This window comes from Acaryochloris sp. 'Moss Beach' (assembly GCF_021497025.1).
Classification (GTDB): Bacteria; Cyanobacteriota; Cyanobacteriia; order Thermosynechococcales; family Thermosynechococcaceae; genus Acaryochloris; species Acaryochloris marina_A.
Genome location: NZ_CP071717.1, coordinates 200,327 through 223,342, shown reverse-complemented (window position 1 = coordinate 223,342; position 23,016 = coordinate 200,327). Strand labels below are relative to the sequence as shown.

Here is a 23,016-nt window from a genome sequence, read left to right as displayed (position 1 = left end):
TTAAAAAATGCATTTATTGATATTTTAATTTATGCCACAAGTATACTTAGAGCTATTAATATTAATCTGTACTTCACTACTACTAAGAGGGATATTTTATAGAGAAAAAATATATGAATTTCCAACCCTGATGGGGTATATTTTCTTGTCATTTATTTCGCCTCAAGCTTTTTCTTTGCTGAAAAATCCAGGAGTTGTTGCAGTAGAGTCAGTAGAGAAAGTTCTTTTGATGACAATTATGTGCTTGGTCATGTGCTACCTAGGATATAAGATTCCAATAGGTCTTAGTAAGCCACATGAGTTTGACCATAAAGCAAACGACGATAAACTATTATTAAGTGGATTATTTCTTTCTAGTATTGGACTAGCCTCGGTAATTTTTTCTTCAAATAATTGCTGTCCAGGTTGCCTCTAATTCCAATCCGACTGGGCCAGCAACTATTATTTATTTTTTTGGGGAATCTTAGGCATATTGGGTTCGCAATTTTGCTGAATATTGCATTAAGAAAAAAAAGATTGAAAGACTTTATAGCGTTACTATTTTCTCTTATTCCTGTTCTATACATGATTTTTTATAGCAGGTAGGAGGACATCTACTTTTATTCTTGTTATTTCAGTTGGAATAACACTTTTTTATACAAAAAAAGTTCTTCCTTCTAGACTGATAGTAATTTGCATTATCATTGGATCTACATTTCTTATCCCACTCTTAGGAGGCTCTGCGTGGTGATTTTTGGTCACTAATATTCTCAGGTCAAATAAGCTCAATTGAATTTTCATCTGGAATTGACAGGATAATTCTTACTGGTGATGTATTAGAACTAAGAAATGCTGCTATGTTAATTGAATTATTAGATAAAAAATTCTAGCTTTGGATATGGAACAGGTTTTTGGAATGACATAATATTTCAGTACATTCCGGCTCAAATATTGGGAGATGAATTTAAAGATTCACTTATGTTTCCAACTGTTTTTAGCTCGGATGACTTAGTTTATTTTTTTTGGCAATGGATTCTCGAATGGATCTACCACAACTGGAATAGGAGATAGTTATGTTGAATTTGGTGTTTTTGGCTGCTTGATTTTTGCTGCAATTGCTTATTTATTTAAGTTTATTTGGGTCTCTTCATTATATAAATCAAGCATATATAGCCAAATTCTATATATTGGACTTGCAACACCGGCATTAGTCGGTGTGACGCATGGAATAGGAACTTTTATTCAGCATAGTATACTTCAATTGATTACTACATACGGTATTTGGAAATACTCTCATGTACCATGTACTAGTTCGAATCACAAGAAATTTATTTGCAGATAATTCCAATTCTATAAAAGTGCCCGAAACCTTTGTAGGGAATGGCTTAAAGCCTTAGATCTTAAGAGTACTAATGTACACGGCTTTCAGAGTTTTTGTCATGTACTTAGAGAAAATAATAATAATAGGCACCACGAAAAATAGATTTCTTTGGGAATTGTAGAGATTGAAACGCTTAGTATTACCATAGTAACTTGTTAATAACACTCAGTTGTCTTCAATTGGAGTTGATTTTTTGAAGTACCCTTCACACATGCTAGCTGTTTTATTTATGCTCGCGCTCAAGAACAATGGTGATAAGTCATGAATAAATCGATGGCAGTAGTCTTGATCTTTATGTTTAGCAATGTTAAGGTCTTCATGATTTTGTCTAATAGCTTATTCGATAGAGGTTCCAGTTAGTAGCATATGGATTTCTGATGATTTATATCTTTTTTTTCTAAACTTTTCAAAGCGATAGAATTTATTCACTGCTTAACTAGATCTTATATATACTTTTTTTCTACCTAAAATTTGGTTTAGAAAAATAGGTAAGTTTTCTCGATTTCAGGGATTGCCGCGTTTTGGTTATGCCTTTCGTGATATATCAATTGGAGATAATTGTAGTTTCGGTATAGGGGTTTTTTTTGAACTGTGGTCCTAAAGCTTTCATACGCATTGGATCAAATATTGGCTTGAATGATTACACCTATATCTCTTCCATTTATGGTGTAACCATTGGGAATAATACCAGGATAGGAGAATTTGTATCTATTCGAGATAATGATCATCAATTTTCTCAGCTAGATATTCCTATATGCTCTCAAGGATTTCTCGGAGCTCCGGTAGAAATTGGGAATGATGTATGGATTGGTCGAGGTGTTTTTATTGGTAAGGGTATTCATATTGGGAATGGTGCTATAGTCGGTGCGAATAGTGTGGTAACTAAGAATATTCCTCCCTATGCTGTTGCAGTTGGTGTTCCCGCTAAAGTTATAAAGTACCGTAAATACAATGATGAACATATGGAATCATACGCCTAACTTGATTATTCCTCATCCGATTTACTTGTAATATGAGGCTCCTAGTTGTTGTTCCTGCCTTAGGTTCTGTTTATGGTGGCCCATCTAAAAGCGTTATAGAACTTGCCCAATCGTTAGGCAAATCAAGCATTAACGTTGATGTAATAGCTACAAACGCAAATGGTGATTCTGTTTTGGACGTACCTTTGGGGCAATGGATTCAGAAGGACCATTACCGAGTACAGTACTTTCCTTATTGGGGTATTGGTGACTATAAACTGAGTCTCCCTATTACAAGCTGGCTTTTTCGACACATTCGGGACTATGATCTGGTTCAAACCAATGCGATTTTTTCTGTTCCTATTTTGCCCGCTTACTTAGCTTGCCGTTGGAATAATATTCCCTATGTTGTTATTCCCCGAGGAATGCTCGAACCTTGGGCCTTATCCTATAAAGCCTGGAAAAAACGGATTTACTATGATCTATTTGAGAAGCCAGCCTTGATGCGAGCAAGCGCTATCCAAATGCTAGCTTCAACTGAGGCTAAGCAAATTCGGCCCCTTAATCTAGAAGTACCACTTATTATTTCTCCTAACGGCATTCATCCTCAAGCTTTTGAAATATTACCAAGCGCTGAGGAATTTTTTTGGAAATTTCCAGAAACCCAAAATAAGAAGCTAATTTTATTTTTGGGTCGTATCGATCCCAAAAAAGGCTTGGATCTGCTATCTCAAGCCTTTGGCAAAATTAAACACCAATTTTCTGATGCGCATTTGGTTGTTGCTGGGCCGGATAATATTGGATTTTTATCTATGGCTCAGCAGTATTTTACTGATGCCAATTGTCTTTCTGCAGTCACCTTCACTGGTATGCTCACTGGTACATTAAAATATGCTGCTCTTGCCGCAGCCGATGTCTACGTTGCCCCTTCCTACTCTGAAGGCTTTAGCATGTCTGTTCTCGAGGGAATGGTATCAGGCCTTCCTTGCATCATCTCTACAGGGTGTAATTTCCCTGAAGCTGAAACTGCTAAAGCCGCTCATGTTGTTGAACCTAACCCCGATGCCATTAGCAGTGCTCTCCTCCATTGTCTACACAATCCAGAAGAATCAAAACAGATGGGTGATCTTGCCCGTCAATTTATCCTCGCAAATTATACCTGGGATAAAATTACGGCGCAGTTGATTGAAGTGTATAGTGCCATCCTCAACAATCCTTCCATTTCTCATCAGACTCCAATCTCAAAAAAAACATAGGGAAAGACTAGAAAAGTGTAAAGATTTCACATTCAAATCCCGTCAATAGAAGAGAATTTAGCCTATTTTTCTGTGGCAAGCGTGGCCACGATTTGCAACTAATATACAATCTCGCTGATAACCCTCAACGCTGACTGCCTGACATAAGTACCTTAAAGCCTTTAGATACGTAGTTTTTGAATGCTGAATAGCCAGGTGAATAAGACTAGCTTTTGCTATTTTTTGCACACCGAACGCAATCAAACCGTATTACCTACTCTTTTGTCTAAGGGAATCGCGTTGCTATTCTCGCAGCGAAAACCTTACGAGGAAAAGGCTTTCAGAGATGTGTCAGGCAGTCAGCCCTCAACGTATGTCAGTTGTCAGTTAACAATCTAGTATTTTTGTATCTTATGGAGCCAATAAAGCTTGTGTAGTATTACTTCCTGATCCTTTTGCAATTATTATAGTTCCAAGCGAAAGCAGTTCTAGGATTAGCTCTAGAGCAGGAGCAAAATATCCAGCGTTATCAATCCAGTTTTTATGACGCATTCATACCAGGTCTGGAATTGTAGCACCTTGCTTGGAGATACTAACCGCCGATGTTTCCAAGGTTTTCTCTAGATTGCTCTGACGGGATCAGGATGATTAGCTCAACGTGAATATTCTCACCCACATTTTGATGCTGAATTTGAAGCGCACGAGTTATGAATAGTTCTCTATCAATAATTTTGTAGTAGTGTCAGTCGTCATCATCCAGTATTACGATAAAGTTCCGCATTGTCCATGGAATTGAGTCATCAATTATACGCTCAAGTGAAGAGCGCATCAGCCAAATAAAACTAAATTGGGTGTCCTCCTATTAGACCTATACCCACATATGATATCAATCTAATTGATGAACTCAATCTACAATGACTCCTTGAAAAAATGGATATCGTCAACTCAACCAAACCTGAGCTAACTCCAGAGGGAAAGCATCAACCAAACAGAGATAAATCCAAGATGCAGCTTGAAGATATCACGCCTCTGATTCTGACCTATAACGAAGCTCCAAATATTGAACGGGTTCTAGAAAAATTAGCCTGGGCTAAGCAGATCATTGTTATAGACAGTAACAGTACAGACCAAACTTTAGATTTGATTTCTCGTTACCCAAACGCTCAAGTTTTCAAACGTAAGTTTGATACCCATACTCTGCAATGGAACTTCGGGCTTCAGTTAATCCAATCGAAATGGGCCTTATCTCTCGACTCTGACTATGTACTCACAGACCAGTTGGTTCAAGAAATCCAAACACTTAATCCTCCTACACAGGTATCAGGCTACTTTATTCATTTCAAATACTGTGTTTTTGGTAAACCCCTGCATGGAACTCTTTTACCCCCTAGACAGGCACTCTTTCGCTGTGCCCATTCAAAGTACATAGATGATGGTCACACTCAACTCCTTCAAGTTACGGGAAGAAGTCTAACCCTCAAGCATCCCATTCTTCATGACGATCGCAAGCTCTTAAGTCGATGGCTGTGGGCGCAAGATCGCTACATGATCATCGAAGCTAAAAAACTATCGGCAGCAACTTATCAAGAGCTGAGTTGGGGGGATCGAATTAGAAAAACTAAACTTCTAGCTCCTCTAATTATTTTTTTCTATTGTCTCATTTTTAGAGGAGGAGTTCTTGATGGCTGGAGAGGCTTATATTACGCCTGCCAACGAATGCTAGCTGAAACGCTACTTGCCATCCGATTGATTGAAGCTGAACTAGCTAATATCTATAGCCCATCATGACAACTAGTCAGACCCCAGGGCTATTTCATTCTAAAAACATCCATCAGAACTTCTAGTGATTGTTCACATCGTCGCTTTGCCTGAGCCATATTGGTGAATCCATATTCTCGATAAAGATTGAGTGATAGATTACGCGCTTGTACGAACAGGCCAATAAGGGGTGTGGTCCGAATCCTTGAAGCATCTTCACCTTGGGTGACATCGCGAACATAATGGACCTTGTTTTCTACTCCCCAATACCCCCGAATTCTTTGTGCCAAAGGTTCTACCTCCTCCAGCAATGACGTGATGTAATAGCGAGTCTCTTGGGTATCGACAATCATGTCGTCATAGATTTCAGAGCGTTGTGATTCAACCCGAATGAGTGTTTTGAGACCTGGCCATTGTCGAATATTACTCAGTTCACGGCAGATACTAACGGTTCGCTTGTCAATGCGGCCATGCCCTTTTTCCAGGGTTTCAACCGTTGATTCTGGCTTAAAATGCGCTTTCACATCAGTCAATAAGCCTTTCTGGTTGCCTTTGAGCGCCCCGAGATACTCATTGCCACTGTCAACAATGAGCTGAGCTGTTTTTTTGGGTGTTGATGGCATCAAAGGCAAAGACCACTCCTTTGAGAGCAAGCTGCTCAATCATTTCAGGCAAGGCCTTGATTTCATTGGTCTTCTGGTCAACTTCATAAGGGGGCAAGATTAAACCTCTCTCTACCACATAGCCTGTGACCATCATGATTGCGGGATGGGGCTGACAATAAGGATTGTCTGTTTTAGATAGGAACGAATGTTTGAGCACCTTGCCATCGGTCGCGACGGTTTCTCCAGGCTGAGGAACGATCTCAAAGAAGTGGCTGAGGCATTGAGCAAATCGTTCTTCATCTGTTCGAAGCAATACCCGCCGAATCGTACTGTAAGATGGTAAGCATTGTTTGGGGGGATTGAACAATGCCAACAATGGGTCATGGTAAGACTTGAGCCAATCACCAATGGCAAGAAAGCCTCGATTCCCTGCTGCAACGGCAAGGGTGAACAAGGCTAAACACAAGGTCTGTTTATGGCGTAAACCTGCGGTGCGACGGGTGTCTGGTAGGTCTGAAAAAGCATCTACAATAGCTAGCGATGACATAAATTATGAAAGAAGTGCAGCCTGCATATCATCCCTCATTTTTGAATGAAATAGCCCTGAGTCAGACCTTTACCAACTACACTTGGGAAAGCGCACCAGCGTCTCATACGGAACACTATAATAGACCTTATCGAAAATAGCTGAAAGCCTTACTGGAAAAGCGTTTTGTTTTTGGAGAAAAATCGGCCTCAAAGACTTGCGACATAGACGTTTGAAGTTATTTCTCACCCATTTTATTTCCGATAAGGTCTACTCAGCGTATGACTATATTGTTGAGATGAGCAAAAGTATTCACCACGGGTCACTTTCTAATACTGGAGGGAAAAGGGTTGTATTGGGTTGGTTTTCGCTAGTAAGCCTCAATAAGTACCGCCTTGAGTATATCAATGGATCTCTGACTTACTCATCTTGCACTCACCTTTGTTTGTTGTACCTTATATGCGTCTAGATCAATATTCCGTCGGTGAGTATACTCCCGGTGCCTCCTATCTCAAACAACTTCAATGGTACTTTCTGGGCCAACCTCTATTTCAAAGTTACTGGCTCCCTGTATCCGGTCTAAAAGTTTGGCTGTTGAGGTTGTTCGGTGCTCAAGTTGGTGAAGGTGTCAGGGTCAAACCTGGTGTCATGATCAAATTTCCCTGGCGGATTTCGATTGGCAATTACGTCTGGTTAGGTGAACAAGTCTGGCTCGATAATGTTACCAACATCTACATTGGCGATCACGTTTGTATTTCTCAAGGAGCCTATATTGGCAACGGCAACCATGACTGGCGTGATCCCAACTTTGCCCTCAGACTGTCTGCCATCCACCTGGAATCAAGCTGCTGGATCGGGGCCAAGGCTGTGGTTGGCCCCGGGGTCACTATTAGTCATGGCGCAGTACTTTGCCTTGGTAGTGTTGCGGGCCAATCCCTAGATCCCATGACCATCTATGCAGGTAATCCCGCCCGACCCGTAAAAACTCGACAAATGAGCGATGCTGGGTTTTAACCCGTGACCTTTTCCGGGTGAAGGAAGTAATGCTTGTTGCAATTGTTACCTGACATGACCCTTCTCAACTTGAATGGAATAATCTCCCTAAAACAGCTATTGAGCTAGAAAAATTGTTAAGTCAGGGTTGCTTAGGACGAATCGAATCGTATTTTCGTTGGAAAAGCCGATATCGGGCTATAAATAGTGTAATTTAGGAGTTTCTTCCTATGTTGGTTTACATTTAACATTAGCTTCTAGATCAAAGCTTTGCCATCCGGTCGATAGATGATGACCAAAGCCGGTTTGGGTGGATCTGTTGCCTTTTTCCCTGGCCAGTTGGAGCCGATCGGCACACCCCTAGACTGGAGGAATTCCTGACCATCGGTCGTTAGCATGCCGATTTCTCGGGTTTCAGAAGCCATTTTTTGCCGAATGCCCCCTGCTTCACCTGGGTGTTGAGTCGTTAAAAAAAGAGTTTTTTGATTGGGATGTAGACATAATCCACAAAGCTCACTATCCATCGGACCCATCGCAAAAGGAAAGGCTTTACCCGCATGGGTGCCCATCAAAGGTAAATACCAGGCTGTATTATTTCCGAAAATACCCCGTAGTTTGGATTGATCAACACCACTACGATTGGGAATGGCCAGATTGTGCTTACTGGTGGACATGTCCGTTACCATCCACAGATTGCCTTGAGCATCGATTTCTAGGTTGTCTGGATTGGCAAACCCAAGGCCATCCTGAGCGGGTTCTCCACCTACGGCAACCATCACCCACCGGAACTGCATAGCGGCTGGGTTATCGTCTGCTTCCATGATTTTCATAATCCACCCATATTCGTAGGGTGCTTCTCCATTGGGGCCTTGAAAGATTTGTGGGTCGGGACCGCCATCTCCCCCAGGCCCACCGGACGTAAAGGCTACAAAAAGCGCCTTCTGTTCTGGGTCAAAGGCGGTGTCTTCGGGTCTGGCTAAGCAAGTAATTCCAGCCGCATTGGCTGCAAAGTGAGCATCGACCAGGATCGCCCCTTGACGTTCACTGGCACTGCCTTCATAGAGATCGCCTAAGGTTTTAAAGGTTTGCTGGAAGGATAAGGCGTCTTGATCGTTAGTGACGTTGATGTAGCCGCCTTCCTGGCGATCGGGGTTCGGTAATCTAACCAGACCAGAGTCAGATTTGCCTAGAACCTGACTGGGAAGAACAGGGTTAATGGGAGTGCTAGCTTTCAGGGGAATCCATTGACCCGTCCCATCGGCATTTAGTTGGGCACCGTAAAGCATGCCGTTCTCCAGGAGTTTGGAGTTGGCTTTGTCCGTGGGGTTTTTGACTTTGCCGGCGCTGATGAATTTGTAGAGATGACCGCCCCTGCGATCGCATCCCGAATACACGGCCAAAGGCTGACCTGCCAGTGCATTCACGGCAACAGCCTCATGGCGATACCGTCCTAGCCAGGTATGCTTGGTGCCATAGTCTTTGGGATTGCTCGGATCGACTTCCACCATCCAGCCATATTTATTCCCGGCTAGGCCAAAGGGATTCCCCCGACCATCGATCTTATCTTCTGTGAATTCAAATGGGGTATGAGAAGGGGGAAAGGAAGAGCCATCTGCCATCACTGGATCGGGAACTTGGTCTTGAAAGTTTTCTTCGGCGCTCAAGATGGTTCCCCATGGGGTGGTCCCGCCTGCACAATTTTGGAAGGTGCCGATAATACGACTGCCTAAATTATCGTCATAGCCCCGCTTGTTGGTCTTGGTAAATACCGCCACCCCAGGTCCGGTGGCTTTTAAATAGCGGCCATCTTCCAACCCAGAAATCCCAGTAATCCGCCGATCTTGAGGGGAAGGCTTGCGTACCCATTTGCCTTTTTTGGATTGGATAGCGATGACCCCAATGCCTTGATCAATCAGTCCTTCTTTGGCAATCGCTTCAATCTGTTGCTTGAGCGGATCATCTGCTGATAGGGCAAAGGCGTCAATTTGTTCTTGTCCCATAGCCGATCGAACTTGATCAAATGGCAGAGACTTGCCTAAGACCTGCTCATAGGTCAGCATCCAAGTTTTGCCGCTGATGTATTCAAAATTGATCGACAGATAGCCTGAGTCCGGTGCCGTCTCCACAAAGGAGACAAAGTCATTATTGTAGCCAAACCGAGAATCGCCCACCGGATCTCCCCAGGCAGCGATGGTTTCATAGACATAGCCTTCCGGCAGGACTAAATCATCAATGACCTGATAGGTACTGTAGGCTTGCTTTTGCTGTTCCGGGGATAGACCCTCAATGTCTAGAGGGATGGGCACCCGGACGGGCTGGAAGGAAATAGTTGCTTCCGTTGCGGCTGACGAACGGTAGGGGCTATTCTTCGAGGCACTGCAGGCAACCATGCTGGTTGCTGCGCCCATAAATAGCAAGAATTCTCGGCGGCTGATGGACATGAATAATAGGGTGATGAACCTAAGATTAAGGCTATCGCAATTAATTTAAGAAAAGGTAATGAATTGTCCCAAATACTGAAGATTTAGAAGATCAGTACTAGGAAGGTTAATAATCGGTAAACCTCAGATTAAGGTGTAAATAAGCTTATTCCAAGGTCCGAAAAAACTATGCTATCAGTTACTAATATGTACTTAGCTAAGAAGAAGTAAAGGGTAATCATTCCAACCCAATGCTTGAAAAGTCTGGAATGATTGAACTGAATTAAGCCCTGCCTTTTGGTTGACTAACGCTTGGATTCCCCCTCTCTTTTGAATCTTCTTTATGGATGCAGATTAAGGGTGATGAGAAAGGTAAGGTATGGGCTTATCAATACCGGCTCACTATAGAATTTTTCTACCTCGGTTCTATCAACTGGCTATAGTGAGTGCCTTCTCCAATATGATGGTGCCTCTGGCGGGATTGTTTGATACGGCCTTTCTGGGACATCTCGACGATATTCGCCATTTGGCTGGGGTGATCTTAGGAAGTATTCTATTCGATTACCTGTATCGCATCCTCAAGTTTTTTAGAAATAGTACCAACGCCATTACGGCCCAAGCGGAAGGTGAGAACAATCACCACGAGGTATTGTTGGCTGGATTGCGAAGTTGCATGGTTGCGATCGCAGTAGCCATCCTCATCCTTCTCTTCCAATATCCCTTACAGCGTCTGGGGTTTGCCGTCTTATCTGGGTCGCCTGAAATTGAAGCAGCTGGGCTCGATTATTTCAACACCCGCATTTGGGGAGCCCCCGCCGTATTGCTTAACTTCGTGCTGATTGGCTGGTTTTTAGGGCGGGAAATGAATCGGGTTGTCCTGATCATTTCTCTGGTGGGCAATGGCTCCAATGTCCTGCTGGACTACTTAATGATTAACCGCTGGGGCTGGGACAGCATTGGGGCTGGTTTAGCGACTGCCCTGAGTCAATACCTCGCTCTGGGGGTGGCTTTAGTGGCAGTTTTCTTCAGCATCGAATGGGCTAGGGTGCCTGCGGCCTTAAAGCAGGTTTGGGATATCGCTGCCTTCAAATCCACCCTACTGCTGAAAGGAAATATTCTGATCCGCTTTGTGGCTTTGATTTCGGCCTATGCCATTTTCACCAACCTCAGTGCTACCTTGGACACTACTATCCTGGCGGAAAATGGTCTGCTGCTCCAAATTGCCTTGCTGAGCCAGTTCACGGTGAATGGAGTAGGGCTAACGACTCAGACCCTAGTCGGCAACTTTAAGGGCAAAGGGGAGTCGGAACGGATGATGCCCGTCCTCTACACGTCGATTGTCCATGGACTGTTGATCTCCTTGCCCTTTGCAGTTCTGTCGGTTCTATTCCCGGTGACGGTGTTTGGACTGTTGACCAGTCATACAGAGGTCAGCTACTCCATCCATGCCTATGTGATCTGGCTAGTGCCATTACTCAGCCTAACGGCGGTGGCTTTTGTGCTGGAAGGATATTTTATTGGCCTGAAAGAGGGAGCCATTCTGCGGAATTCAGCCTTGACGGCGTTGGGGATGGGCTATGCACCGATTGCGATCGCAGGTTGGTATTTTCAAAGCAATCATTTGCTATGGACCTCTTTAACAATTTAGTAAGGATTCAGGGGCTATTTCCAGGGATAAGCGAAGGCATTGTATAAATTTCTGGTAAGTTACCTGATATCAAGACTTGCTTGAAAAATTCAAAAGCCGAACGCTTTTGAGCGCGACAAGTTTGAATCACTGTTAATAGAATTGCTGTCTGAGCAAAGCCTTCCATTGAGCGAGATCCCCCACAGACTTTGCGCTTAGTCACAGCCAGCCTTAAGGAGCGTTCCGAACGATTGTTGTCAGGAGGCACTTCTGGATGGTCTAGAAAATACCACCATTGCTCTGCTTTTTTCCGCAAAGAGCGCAACAATAGGCCCGCTGCATATCCAGCTTTGGGTATCTATTGTTCAATAGCCGTTTGTACTTCCAACTTAAAGCCCGCTACCCAATTGCGGTAGGCACTCTCATCTTGAGTTTCTCGCCATTGCCGATGAGCATCAAAAGCAGCATCAATCAAATTGAGGAACACTTGGCCGAGTTGAGGATTGTCACCATGCTTGAGTTTGATGACTTTCTTGAAGTGTCGTCTCAAATGAGCTAAACACTTTTGTTGAGCCCGGACGGGATAGCCATTGTAAACACTAAAATCATCGGAACTGAGTACGCCAGCAAAACTCTTTCCTAACAGGGTTTCTAGCTCTGCTCTAGAACGAGTATCTCCGGCATGGAAAACACAAAACTCTGGCCCGCAGATGACCCACATCCACTCCTTGACTCCCTTCACCAACCACGGCGTTTCGTCAGCTTGTACATGCTCACAGTCTTTGACCCATAAGCCCAGTTGGGTCACGGCCTCTTTAGCCGCCTTGGACAGACGCACATTGGTGGCTTGTAGAGTACCAGTCCCAACTACAATCTGACCCAATTCCAGTAATAGCTCCTGCTGCTTCTCATAGGACAGATGACCGTAGTTGCCCAGCCACACTAACAGCGCTTGCAACCCTGCTCCTAAACTTTGGGTGCCAATGACCTCTGGCGGTAATACGCCCCATACCTCCAGCCCACAAGTCCCACATTCACAACAGTGCTGCTCATATAACACCACTTCAATTGCTTGTTCCGCTAATTCAGCAACTTGATACTCTCGTACTCTTGTCGGTGTTTCCGCAAAAGTTGTCCCTCCACAGCCTGGACACTCTGACGGACGAACGACAGCATGGCGATCTATGCGACCAAATCCTTGGCGTGTTTTCCCCGGATGACCCGGTTGTCCTCCAGGCTTTCGCTTGCCCTTTCCCTCTTGGGGTGGAGATGCTTTCTGCTGCTCTGAACGCTTGTGAATGTCACTCGATGGGGGTTTAGATGAACTACGACTATCACTATTTACCTTATTCTTTAGCCGTTCTACTTCTTCTAATAACTGCTGAATAATTTCTTGCTGACGCAGTACCAGATCAACTAACTTCTCAGTCGGTGTTAGTACCAATTTCTCCCGTTCTGAAATTGCTGGAATCTGGATAGGCTTCATACTGACACCCTAACCGTTCCCACTTTTTTGTCAATCTCCTGACACCTGAATCCTTACACAATTTACATGGCAACCTTGATGTTTTCTCTGTCCTTGCAGATTCTAAAAAATCAACAGAACTATCAATCTTCATTAGGCCAGACTTAGGAAATTCTTTTCTCTAGAATAATATCTGTACCTTGGTAAAATATAGAATTTAAATAAGAAAAAAACCTCGACTGTTTAGGCGAGGCTTAAGGCTTTTTGGAAAATATAAAGTCTTAGATAGGAATACACTATAGCATGTTTTTTACTAATATATCTTGACCACAAGAATATCTAAAAGTTGGATATTTTATGTGCAAGTTGTTTTTAAAAAAATGTAGTGTTGATAACATATTGAATTTGATATCTTATCTGAACTTTTAAGTTTTTCTAAAGTTTTCTCTATTGAGTCTGATTGCTCAGGTCCATTATTTAGTTTCAATTCTTGTGAGACACCCATAATTTCTGAATTGTAGAAAATAAATCTTGATATGAATCAAGATAGGATATCCATCTGGGGTGGGAATGATCATTAGAGATCAGGGTAATTTGTATTACCCTGCTTCAAAGCAGCTCAGATTGCTTGGGGCTTCCTCTCTAGTTCACAAATGGTCTGGTTTAGCTACAGATGGAAAATATGGAAATCGTGACACAACAGCAGACTCCTTCCATTTCCCTTCAACAGACCTTCGGGCAGCAGGGATATGTCGTCATTAAGAATTTCTTTTCTCCCCAAGAGATGGCAGCTCTCATTGAGCAGATCGAATCTCCCCAGAGTCGTCAATGTTTAGATCAATGTCTAACCAAAGGCACCCTGCGGTTTTATGCCAATCTTTATCGGCACAACGAATCGATTCAAAAATTTGTTTCCCAACCCAAAATCGTCAACTTCCTGTATCCATTTATTGGTTCAGACTTTTGGGTGAGATGGGATCAAGCGGTCGCCAAAGGACCGGGAGCCAAAACTTTTCCCTGGCACCAGGATAATGCTTATAACGGCTTTAAGCAGACCCACTATCAACTTTGGGTGGCTCTTACTGAGATGACCATCGAAAATGGGGGACTTTGGCTAGTGCCTGGTAGTCACCATCAGCTATTGCCCCATCGACAAGTTAATAACCATATGGTTTATAAAGGTGAACCCGAGGCTCCTACCTTTATTACTGCAGAGGTGGGAGATATTGTCTTATTCTCATCTTTAACCCTGCACAAAACTACACCGAACAAGACAGAAGGAATCCGCTGGGCATATGTGATTGAGTACATGTCCACGAATGATTATGATCCCGGTATCCCACCGCCTTTTTTAAAGGTTGCTAAACAGGGACAGCCCCATGCAGAGTTTGTCCAATCCTATCGAGGGCGAAACCCCATCAATCGCCTCAAGCATCGTTTGTCACGACGGGAAATGAGTCAGACTCTGGAGTGGCAGTAGTGATTCTCCATGGGGTGTGAATTGAGCTGTCGGTAGGTCATTAAACCCTAGGGACTATCATTTTCCGACATATTTTTTGGGTTCACCTGCCATAGTGGAATAAACTTTTTGCCAATGGATATATTTAGTGCAGAATGTAGAAGGCTTGAGCCATCCTATCTGAGATGCCAAAGGTCTTTTCATCAGCCCATGCTCTGGGTTGCTTGAAAGGTTGATTGACTTAGAGAAGAGGGTACTCAGCTATCTTGTGCATCTTGATTTCGCTACAATCGCGGTTATGTGCGCAAGTTGGCAATCTTATCTAGGGAACAACCATGATCGTAACGGCTATCGCTGCTATTGTTGGCGGTTTAGTGCTGTTAGTTGTTGGGGCAGAAGCCCTAGTTCGAGGTGCTTCTCGCTTAGCAACGATGGTTGGTCTGTCTCCTTTGATTATTGGCCTCACCATTGTGGCCTACGGCACCAGCGCCCCCGAAATGGCGGTCAGTGTCAAATCTAGTCTGATTGGCCAAGGTGACATCTCTTTGGGAAATGTAATTGGCAGTAATATCTTTAATATTCTGCTGATCTTAGGTCTGTCTTCTCTGATTACACCTCTATTGGTGGCTCAGCAATTGGTCCGTCTAGATGTTCCCATTATGATTGGGGTCTCCGGTTTGATGTGGCTATTTAGTTGGGATGGCAACTTGGGGCGATCGGATGGCGTGATCTTATGTTTAGGAGGGATTATCTATACCCTCTTTTTGATTTATCAAGGTCGGCGAGAACATAACGAAGAAGTTCAAGCTGAGTATGCCAATGAATATGGTAAGCCCATTCAGCGTACAGGACCAGGCTTGTTGGCCAATCTAGGGTATGTCGTTGTTGGTGCGATTTTATTAGTGTCAGGATCCAATTCATTGGTAGATGGTTCGGTCAAAATTGCTCAGAAATTTGGGATTTCTGAACTCGTGATTGGATTAACCATTATTTCAGTGGGAACGTCTTTGCCAGAGTTAGCAACGTCCATTGTGGCGAGTATTCGGGGGGAGCGAGACATTGCCGTTGGCAATGTCATTGGCAGTAATATTTTCAATATTTTAACGGCCTTAGGATTGGCCAGTATGCTTGCTCCTGAAGGCATCGATGTTGCTAACACAGTTCGCTCCTTCGATATCCCTATTATGATTGCGGCTGCAGTGGCTTGTCTTCCCATTTTCGCGACGGGCAATGTGATCTCTCGTTGGGAAGGGGTATTATTCTTGATCTACTACATGGCCTATAACAGCTACTTAGTGCTGAATACCATGCACCATGAGGGCATTAGCGTGCTGACGACCGTCATCAGTACCTTTGTCGCTCCCTTGACGATCATTACGTTTGCAATTATTACCTTCAGAACAGTTCGTCACCAACAGAGCAAGAAAGTCTAGAACTACGGTTGCGAGCCGGGAGAGAGCTGGACGAATCCAGCTTTGACCAGCAATTCCTGGCCTTGGTTACTGAGCAACAGTTGTGTATAAGCTTCTCCAGCTGGGGAACTGTTGTGGGGATAGATGACGTATAGCGGATGGGTGAGGGGATACTCCTGACTCAGAAATGCAGTGCTATTAATTCGATTGCGTTGGTTAGGGCAGTCTTGAGATAAGACGTAGGGAGATTGATAAGGCGCAATCCATTGCTGGGGTTCCTTGCCAAGGGGTAACGGTTTGACTGAGCATTGGGGAATGATCTCTGCGGATGAACCAAAGAGGATACCGCCAGGACTTTCAGCCAACTTTCTCAAGGCGGCGGTCATGTTGGGGGAGTAGTCTATGGTCTTGCTAAAAGACTGGCCCTGCATGACTTTGCTGAGAAATAGGTCTACGCTCCCGACAGAGCCGACAGAAAGGGACAAGGGCTGAATGTCTAAGTTGGGTCCACCCACTTGCTGCCAGTTGGTAATTTTCCCCTGGTAGATGTTTGCCAGTTCTTGGAGGGTGAGACCTGGGATCGAGAGGCTGGGATGGGTGGCAATGGCGATGCCGTCCGTTGCTACAGGGGTTTGTTTCAGCTCTATTCCATTCGCTTGGGCCTGCTTTATTTCATCTGGCCGGAGGGGGCGGTCGGATTGGACAAAATCCAATTTGTCTTGGAGCAGTAGTGCTATGGCAGTTACAGAATTAGCGGGTTGATCACTGGGCTGTACATAGCTGAGTTGATATTCTCGCCGTTCCGATTGGATGGCAGAGTCGACTACGAGTCGGATGGATGACCAGTCAGGGCTGCCGCTATACCTAAATCGCCCTGAAGGGACGGGATTAACCTGAGTAAAGGTTGAATCGTCTGAGACGGATTCTAAAGTGGAAGCTTGGGGCTGTTCTCCCTTCTGTTGAGAGGTTTGGAGGTTTTGCCAAATGCCGAAGCCTAGAAGACCGACTGACCAAACTAACCCGACTGCGATCATGCCTGGGAGGACCAGATCTCTATTTTGCTTGGGATTTTTAAGAGGGTTCATAACAATATCCAGATCAATCCCATCAATCAATGGTTGGAGAATGAGCAGATTTTATAGGGACTGAGACTGAAATTTATTATCCCATCCCTACTCAATGATTTTTCTAGGAACAAACATTATTTCTTATTTAGCTTGTTTTAAAAAGATTCTAGTGTTGCCCAAGTACTTCTGTAACGAGCTGTCGTCCTGAAAAAATAATCAAATGGTGACTTGATGGCCGATAAATATAATTTTCTCAAATAATTATCTTTCCCCAGGTTATCCCCAAGCTTTCCACAAGTTTTTCCACGGTTTTCCACAGATCTCCCAATGTTTTCCACAGGGTATGGATGAGACTAAAAGCGCTTGAGAAATTTCTGGGGATTTTGGGGGCTCAGATGAGATTTCCCCAGGAAAATATGAATATATGTAAATAAAAAATGCTTAAAACTATTGATTTTGCGTTAGCAGTTGCTTTTTTTCTTAAGAATTCATTTGACGCTTAACCATTGACAACCCCACCCCCCACATAGCGCAAAATGAGTCGGCCTAAGTTATTTGAGTGCTCTCAGTATTGGGGGGGGGGCAGGGTTCGTGCACGCAAATGACGATTGAATCGAACTGTATTGCCAAGATTGATAACTATGAACGCAACTATTAGCATTCTTGCTGAAATTCCTGAGGAGTTGCACCAAACTCTCAAAGGATACTTAGAGTCTCATCCTGATTGGGACCAGGATCGAGTTTTTGCGGCAGCCCTATCTTTATTCTTGTTGCAAAATGGCGAAGGCGATCGTCGTGCAGCTCGGGTCTATTTAGATACGCTGTTTCAGCGCTCTGCTGGATAAAGGTCTGAGATAGTGAGATGGCACTTTCAGTCATGAAGGGTTGGATGGAGCAGTAAGTCTTTATGGCCCTTGGATAGAGTGAGGCCAGAGGGGCTTATGGAAGATGGATGGCGAGTCTGGTAGATTTTAGATTGCTTAACTTGTTCAGGTACAGTTTGCTGAAATAATGGGGCTGATACGGTCAAAAAGCTTCTGTAGGTTTTCTTGGCCCCATTGCAATCTCTGGTCTTTACGAGCCTGACTTTCGCACTCTATGGTAAAACTTCGTTCTGTTTGTCTTCAGTTATTAGCCAGTGCTCTTGCCCTGCTGCTCTGGGGAGGACCCGTCTGGGCGCTTGAGGCTGAACCTGAATTGGCTCCTCCGTTGCCCGAGCCAGCGCTAGGGCCTGAATCGGCCCATTTTATTCCAGACACGACTGCTTTAATGGTTTCCTTAACGGGCAATAGCCCATTGAAGATGGCGGGGAATGGATCGGTCGGAGCGTCTTCTCAACTGACTGATTTACCTGCGGCTTTGTTGGCAAGTGGGGGCATAGATTACCAAAAAGATATTCGCCCTTGGGTGAGCGACGAAATTACCTTTGCCTTAACGAATTTGGATAAGGAGCAACCCGGATATCTATTAGCGGTCAAAACCCGAAATAATCGGGATGCAGATGCTTTTTTGGAGCGTATTTGGCAGCAGCAGGCTACAGATGGCCAAACCATTAATTTCGAGCGGTATGCTGGGGTCGATCTGATCTCTGCTGATGTGTCACCCAATTTGGCTACGTCCGCTTCCTTGCCAGGTCTTCTGAAACCCGTACGATATTTGACCACTGCCAAATTAGATGATCACTTTATCTTAATTGCCAATCAGCGCCAAGTGTTGGAACAGGCGGTAGATACGTCCAAAAAACAAGGGACTCAATTGGCGAAACGAGCAGAGTACAAAACTGCGATCGCAAACCTGACGCAAAAACAACAGTCCGGTATCGCCTATCTGGATTTAGAAAAGCTGATTCCGGCCATTTCCGGTCAAGCGGCCACCACTCCCCCCACCTATCGCAGCTTGGGGATTGCCTTTGGTGAATCTCGTCAAGGCCTGTTAGCAGAGACAGCTTTGATTGCCAGTGGGGATCGAGACCTGCCAGCTATTAAGACAACCCCGCAAGAGCCGATGGCGGCCCTCAGTTATTTCCCAGGCAATAGTCCGTTTGTCGTATCTGGATCGAATTTAGGCACCTTATGGTCTCAAATTAACCAGGATTTACAGGGATATCCCAATCTCAAATCTTGGGTCAATCAAAGCCTGGGCACTTGGGGGAAAACCCGAGGGCTAAATCTCACCAGCAAAATTTTCCCCTGGGTGGATGGAGATTATGCCTGGGCACTGTTGCCGGATTCCTTGTCTCCCGTCCTGTCAGCCCAAGCAAATACTGAAGCTGATTGGTTATTTGCCTATGAGCAGACCAACAGCGATAAATCTACGCAACTCTCTAATCATCTCAATGAATTAGCAACCGAACAGGATCTCGGAACCAGTCCCTTTGAACTGGCTGGTCGGAAAGTCTATGCTTGGACCCGTTTGGTATCCCAAGAAATCGATAGTACACGCGGTAGCAACCTGACCTTTAAGACGGAAGTCACTGGGGCCTACGCCAATATTGATAACCAAAAGGTGTTGGCAAGCTCGCCGGAAGCTTTAGGGTTGGCCTTGGATGCAGGCAATGATGCCTTAATCAACCAGCGGTCGTTTCAAGATGCGATCGCACCTTTCGATCAGCCCAATCAAGGGTTCTTATATTTGGATTGGCCCGTGATGAAGCCAATTCTGAAAAAGAATCTACCGGTTATTTCCAAGTTAGAAAGTAATGCTCAAACTCTCCTGAGTAAACTACGGTCGGTATCCGTCAGTAGTTATGGCGAAACCTCTGAAGTTCAGCATAGTCAGTGGTATTTTCGCTTTTAGTGAAGCGGGTCTGGGCTTGGGAGAAAGAGAGGTACTTTAAGCGAGATTGAGACAAGTCGTTTAGGGCTAAAAGTCTGAGGTTGCATAGGAATATAGCCTCTCGAATCTAGTGATGCCCTAGGGTCGGTGTGAAACCACACACGCCCTGGCCTGGAAAACTGTCAAATGGGTTACATCGTTGTCCGTTGACCACCCCCTAAGCTGTGTCCAACTCAAAAAGACCGAACTTCATACTACGGTTATCCGGTGGAGATTCGGAGAATAAGCAGTTAGAATGTTCGTACCGAATTTGAAATAGGTTGGCATTGGCACTATGGATCCATGCATCGAGGCCCCCAAGCAGCAGACTGTTGATATAGATCAGCTGAATCAACAGTTTGATGAAGTCCATCCCAAAAGTATTTTGACTTGGTGCTTAGAGAATCTATCTGATGGACTGATCCAGAGCACAGCGTTTGGGGCGAGTGGCATGGTGATTATGGACTTGCTTTACAAAGACCTCAATCCCAATCCGTCTATCCCCGTCTTATTCTTGGATACCCTGCATCATTTTCCTGAGACATTAAAACTGGCAAACGATGCTCAGGCTCATTACGGGTTGGATTTGCAAATTTTTCACCCCAAAGGTGTCACGTCTCGAACTGACTTTTCCCAACAATATGGTGAGCAGCTCTGGGAAACGGATTTAGAACAGTTTCATCAATTGACCAAAGTTGAACCTTTGCAGCGAGGCTTGGAACAGCTTCAGGCCGCCACTTGGATAACCGGACGACGACGAGATCAGTCCTCTACGAGAGGGAAGATGCCTATTTTTGAATGCGATCAGGCAGGACGATTAAAAGTTAATCCCTTAGCTAACTGGTCTTATAAAGGTGTGTGGAACTATCTGATCAACAATCAGGTGTTGTATAACCCCCTTTATGATCAGGGATATGCCAGTATTGGCGATCAGCCCTTAACCACGATGACAAAGGCTGGCGAAGAAGAGCGGGCCGGGCGCTGGCGAGGAAAGGCCCGTACAGAATGTGGAATGCATGCGTAAGGATGTCTGCTCCTAGCATGAAAGTAACGGTCAAGCTGTTTGCGGCTTACCAGGAAGTGATTGGTTCCCCTGAGCTGGAACTGGAATTTCCTGAAGGTTCAACCGTGGTTCAAGTCGGTCAATATTTTTGGGACCAATATCCAGAGTTGGCATCCTTACAGTCTGTGACCCATTTTGGTGTCAATCTAGATTTTGTCTCTGGAGATACGCCATTACAGTCTGGCGATGAAGTGGTATTGATTCCCCCCGTGAGTGGGGGTTAAGGTATAGGGCGATAGAAACGATAGTTGGCAGCTAACGATCCAAATACTAAGCCCCACCCGTCAGGCTTGAACTTCGTGGCGTTTAGGCTGGATTCAGGGAATTCTCACTTTAGATGCTTATGCTAAATGAGTTATCTGGTCAGGGTGCTGCGATGAAAAAAATGTCTTTATTAGTTCTGTTTGTGGGAGCGATCGCCTCCTTGACTTGGGCCAGAGCTCAGACAACTGTCTTGCCCCAGGCAAAGCTAAACGCAGTTCAGGCCCAGCTCATCCCCAAATTCACCCAATCTGAAAGTCCCAAGGCAGGATCTACAACGATTGAACAGCTGGAAACGATTCTGCGGAATGAGGCATCTGATGTTCAAGTTGAGCCAGGGCAGATCACCTTTAAGTATGACGGGCGAACCATGCTTATACTGACAAGCGCACAGCATGATCGAATGCGAATTCTGGCTCCCATCAAAAAGGCAGCAGAGATCACTCCAGAACAACGGGACAATATGTTGCTTGCTAATTTCCATACGGCTTTGGATGGTCGGTATGCAGTCAGCAATGGAATTGTCTTCGCTACCTTTCTTCATCCCTTGTCTTCACTGCAAGATCGTGACTTTCGCTCAGCCTTGAGTCAAGTCAACCAGCTAGTTCAGAATTTTGGCTCTACTTATTCAAGTGGAGCGTTGGGATTTGGCGTGGGCCAAGAAAAGCCTGAACCTTTACCTGCTATCTAATTTATCCCATTGGAATGTATTGAACACTAGATCTTTTGCTGTAACCCCTGCATAACTGACCGGACTCCAACCTATAGACGAGTGTAAGGAGCTTTTCCTTATCACTATCTACAGGAGTCAGGTCATGTCTGTTCAGCAAAATATGAATCAACTGAAGTCGCTGGCTCTAGGTGGGGTCTTGGCCCTATCTATGGCTCCAGCCATCAATGCGCAAACAATTCCCCAGCGAACCTTAAGCCAACGTCCACTCACGACGAAAAAATTTTCCTGCGGACGTCATCTGAAAACCTTTGTGGTCCGGTCTTTAAATCAGCAGAAAGGCCAGGGTATCCGTTGTGTTAAGGTCACTACCGTGAGAAGAGGATCTCGACGATTTCCCAAGATTGCTTGGTATGGCGAAGGCAATTGGAATGGCAAATCCTATCGTCACGTCGGCCATGCATTTGGTAATCGTCGCCTCATGCGGGGCTATGCGTCAGATATCTATGGCAATGGCGAATATTTTAAGAATAACTTCCCCGGAAACTTACGGGTCCGGATGATCTCTCCCCGCCGGATCCGTGTAACGGGAGCCTGGAATGAAGAATGGGTACAGGTGCGAACGACCCAATATCAACCCTTACGTCGGGCTCGCACCTGCGGTAAGTTTTTTGATCAATATCGGGTTGCAGATTTAGTTTCGCTACCGAAGGGTCGCCAGGGCAGAGGACTGCGATGTGTCTTGAAGGCTGGCCCGAAAGGAACTTATGCTCCCAAGCGCTACTTCACGACTTGGTTTGGCAATGGCCAATGGGGACAATCAACCTATAGTCATTTAGGAACTCGGTTGCAAAAAGGGGCAGGAGCCAGTGATATTTGTGGCAGTGTTTTTGGGCCAGTCTGTAACCATTTCAACTACAGTTCTTTGAAAATTAAGCCCGTAGGCAATGGTTTCGATGTTGGAGGTGCTTGGCGTGAGATGTGGCGTTAGGTTGAGGTTCTCCAAGTTGTGTTGGCGTTGACTGATGGCGATGGCTTTTGATAAAACGAAGGCCATTGCTTTTCTTTTTAGGACTACAATCTCTCCTCTAGTTGGGATTTTGGCCCTGTTTTGTTAAGGGGTGATAGGACTTTCAAACCTAAATGCAGCAAAACTTCTAGGAGTTTTTGTAGAAAAATGAGACTGATCAGAGTTTTGTGTAAGCGGTCTAGAATCCAAACACACCAGGAGACCGCATCATGTCTAGAAAGAAACAAGTACCCAATCGAGTTGATGAGCTATTGGATGAACTCATTGAGACTGATCAGAGTTTTGTGTAAGC

Annotated in this window: 15 protein-coding genes and 3 pseudogenes; 14 read left to right on the top strand and 4 right to left on the bottom strand. The window is 44.7% G+C overall.

All coding sequences use genetic code 11. The features are described from left to right. Window positions 1-31: 31 nt before the first annotated feature. The 4 genes and pseudogenes from HRE53_RS01095 to HRE53_RS01080 all read left to right on the top strand — a co-directional run bounded on the left by HRE53_RS01095 (window position 32) and on the right by HRE53_RS01080 (window position 5,342). Complete coding sequence (locus tag HRE53_RS01095; protein ID WP_235108758.1) at window positions 32-415, top strand: hypothetical protein; 384 nt, start codon at window positions 32-34, stop codon at window positions 413-415. Window positions 416-2,148: 1,733 nt separating this feature from the next. Continuing rightward, window positions 2,149-2,304: pseudogene (locus HRE53_RS35095) on the top strand (DapH/DapD/GlmU-related protein); the annotation flags it as partial. Between the two features lie 68 nt (window positions 2,305-2,372). After that, complete coding sequence (locus HRE53_RS01085; RefSeq protein WP_235108756.1) at window positions 2,373-3,575, top strand: glycosyltransferase; 1,203 nt, start codon at window positions 2,373-2,375, stop codon at window positions 3,573-3,575. A 984-nt stretch (window positions 3,576-4,559) separates the two neighbouring features. Beyond that, on the top strand, window positions 4,560-5,342 hold the full coding sequence (locus tag HRE53_RS01080) for a glycosyltransferase family 2 protein (protein WP_235108755.1): 783 nt from the start codon (window positions 4,560-4,562) through the stop codon (window positions 5,340-5,342). Between the two features lie 20 nt (window positions 5,343-5,362). Here HRE53_RS01080 and HRE53_RS34835 read toward each other — a convergent pair. Further along, a pseudogene (locus HRE53_RS34835) lies at window positions 5,363-6,464 on the bottom strand (ISAs1 family transposase). A 438-nt stretch (window positions 6,465-6,902) separates the two neighbouring features. Between HRE53_RS34835 and HRE53_RS01065 the strand changes: the two are divergent. Further along, entirely contained in the window at window positions 6,903-7,457 is a 555-nt protein-coding gene (locus HRE53_RS01065; protein WP_235108752.1) for a WcaF family extracellular polysaccharide biosynthesis acetyltransferase, read from the top strand. A gap of 236 nt (window positions 7,458-7,693) precedes the next feature. On the opposite strand, the gene HRE53_RS01060 is transcribed toward HRE53_RS01065, so the two are convergent. Further along, a complete protein-coding gene (locus HRE53_RS01060) occupies window positions 7,694-9,877 on the bottom strand; it encodes a PhoX family phosphatase (protein WP_235108751.1) in 2,184 nt (727 codons plus the stop codon). 358 nt (window positions 9,878-10,235) lie between these two features. Here HRE53_RS01060 and gntT point away from each other — a divergent pair, with 358 nt between their 5' ends. Continuing rightward, window positions 10,236-11,504 (top strand): guanitoxin biosynthesis MATE family efflux transporter GntT, encoded by a 1,269-nt coding sequence (gntT, locus tag HRE53_RS01055; protein ID WP_255801079.1) that lies wholly within the window; start codon window positions 10,236-10,238, stop codon window positions 11,502-11,504. Window positions 11,505-11,511: 7 nt separating this feature from the next. Here the strand turns inward: gntT and tnpC are convergent. Further along, window positions 11,512-12,969, bottom strand: a pseudogene (tnpC, locus tag HRE53_RS01050) (IS66 family transposase). A gap of 661 nt (window positions 12,970-13,630) precedes the next feature. Between tnpC and HRE53_RS01045 the strand changes: the two are divergent. Beyond that, window positions 13,631-14,428 carry a phytanoyl-CoA dioxygenase family protein gene (locus tag HRE53_RS01045; RefSeq protein ID WP_235108749.1) on the top strand — a complete coding sequence of 266 codons (798 nt, stop codon included), beginning with the start codon at window positions 13,631-13,633 and terminating at the stop codon, window positions 14,426-14,428. A gap of 314 nt (window positions 14,429-14,742) precedes the next feature. Continuing rightward, the gene (locus HRE53_RS01040; protein ID WP_235108748.1) at window positions 14,743-15,840 is read left to right on the top strand and encodes a calcium/sodium antiporter; all 1,098 of its coding nucleotides are present in this window, start codon (window positions 14,743-14,745) and stop codon (window positions 15,838-15,840) included. A gap of 2 nt (window positions 15,841-15,842) precedes the next feature. On the opposite strand, the gene HRE53_RS01035 is transcribed toward HRE53_RS01040, so the two are convergent. After that, the gene (locus HRE53_RS01035; protein WP_235108747.1) at window positions 15,843-16,904 is read right to left on the bottom strand and encodes a PstS family phosphate ABC transporter substrate-binding protein; all 1,062 of its coding nucleotides are present in this window, start codon (window positions 16,902-16,904) and stop codon (window positions 15,843-15,845) included. 623 nt (window positions 16,905-17,527) lie between these two features. Between HRE53_RS01035 and HRE53_RS01030 the strand changes: the two genes are divergently transcribed. From HRE53_RS01030 to HRE53_RS01005, 6 genes are all read left to right on the top strand, one after another. Continuing rightward, the gene (locus tag HRE53_RS01030; protein WP_212661811.1) at window positions 17,528-17,731 is read left to right on the top strand and encodes a DUF2811 domain-containing protein; all 204 of its coding nucleotides are present in this window, start codon (window positions 17,528-17,530) and stop codon (window positions 17,729-17,731) included. A 253-nt stretch (window positions 17,732-17,984) separates the two neighbouring features. Further along, window positions 17,985-19,682, top strand: coding sequence for a DUF3352 domain-containing protein (locus tag HRE53_RS01025; RefSeq protein WP_235108746.1), 1,698 nt, complete (start codon window positions 17,985-17,987; stop codon window positions 19,680-19,682). 313 nt (window positions 19,683-19,995) lie between these two features. Continuing rightward, complete coding sequence (gene cysH, locus HRE53_RS01020) at window positions 19,996-20,724, top strand: phosphoadenosine phosphosulfate reductase (protein WP_235108745.1); 729 nt, start codon at window positions 19,996-19,998, stop codon at window positions 20,722-20,724. A gap of 2 nt (window positions 20,725-20,726) precedes the next feature. After that, entirely contained in the window at window positions 20,727-20,987 is a 261-nt protein-coding gene (locus HRE53_RS01015; protein ID WP_235108744.1) for a MoaD/ThiS family protein, read from the top strand. Window positions 20,988-21,139: 152 nt separating this feature from the next. Continuing rightward, on the top strand, window positions 21,140-21,715 hold the full coding sequence (locus HRE53_RS01010) for a hypothetical protein (RefSeq protein ID WP_235108743.1): 576 nt from the start codon (window positions 21,140-21,142) through the stop codon (window positions 21,713-21,715). A 124-nt stretch (window positions 21,716-21,839) separates the two neighbouring features. Then, window positions 21,840-22,685, top strand: coding sequence for a hypothetical protein (locus tag HRE53_RS01005; protein ID WP_212661806.1), 846 nt, complete (start codon window positions 21,840-21,842; stop codon window positions 22,683-22,685). The last annotated feature ends 331 nt before the right edge of the window (window positions 22,686-23,016 follow it).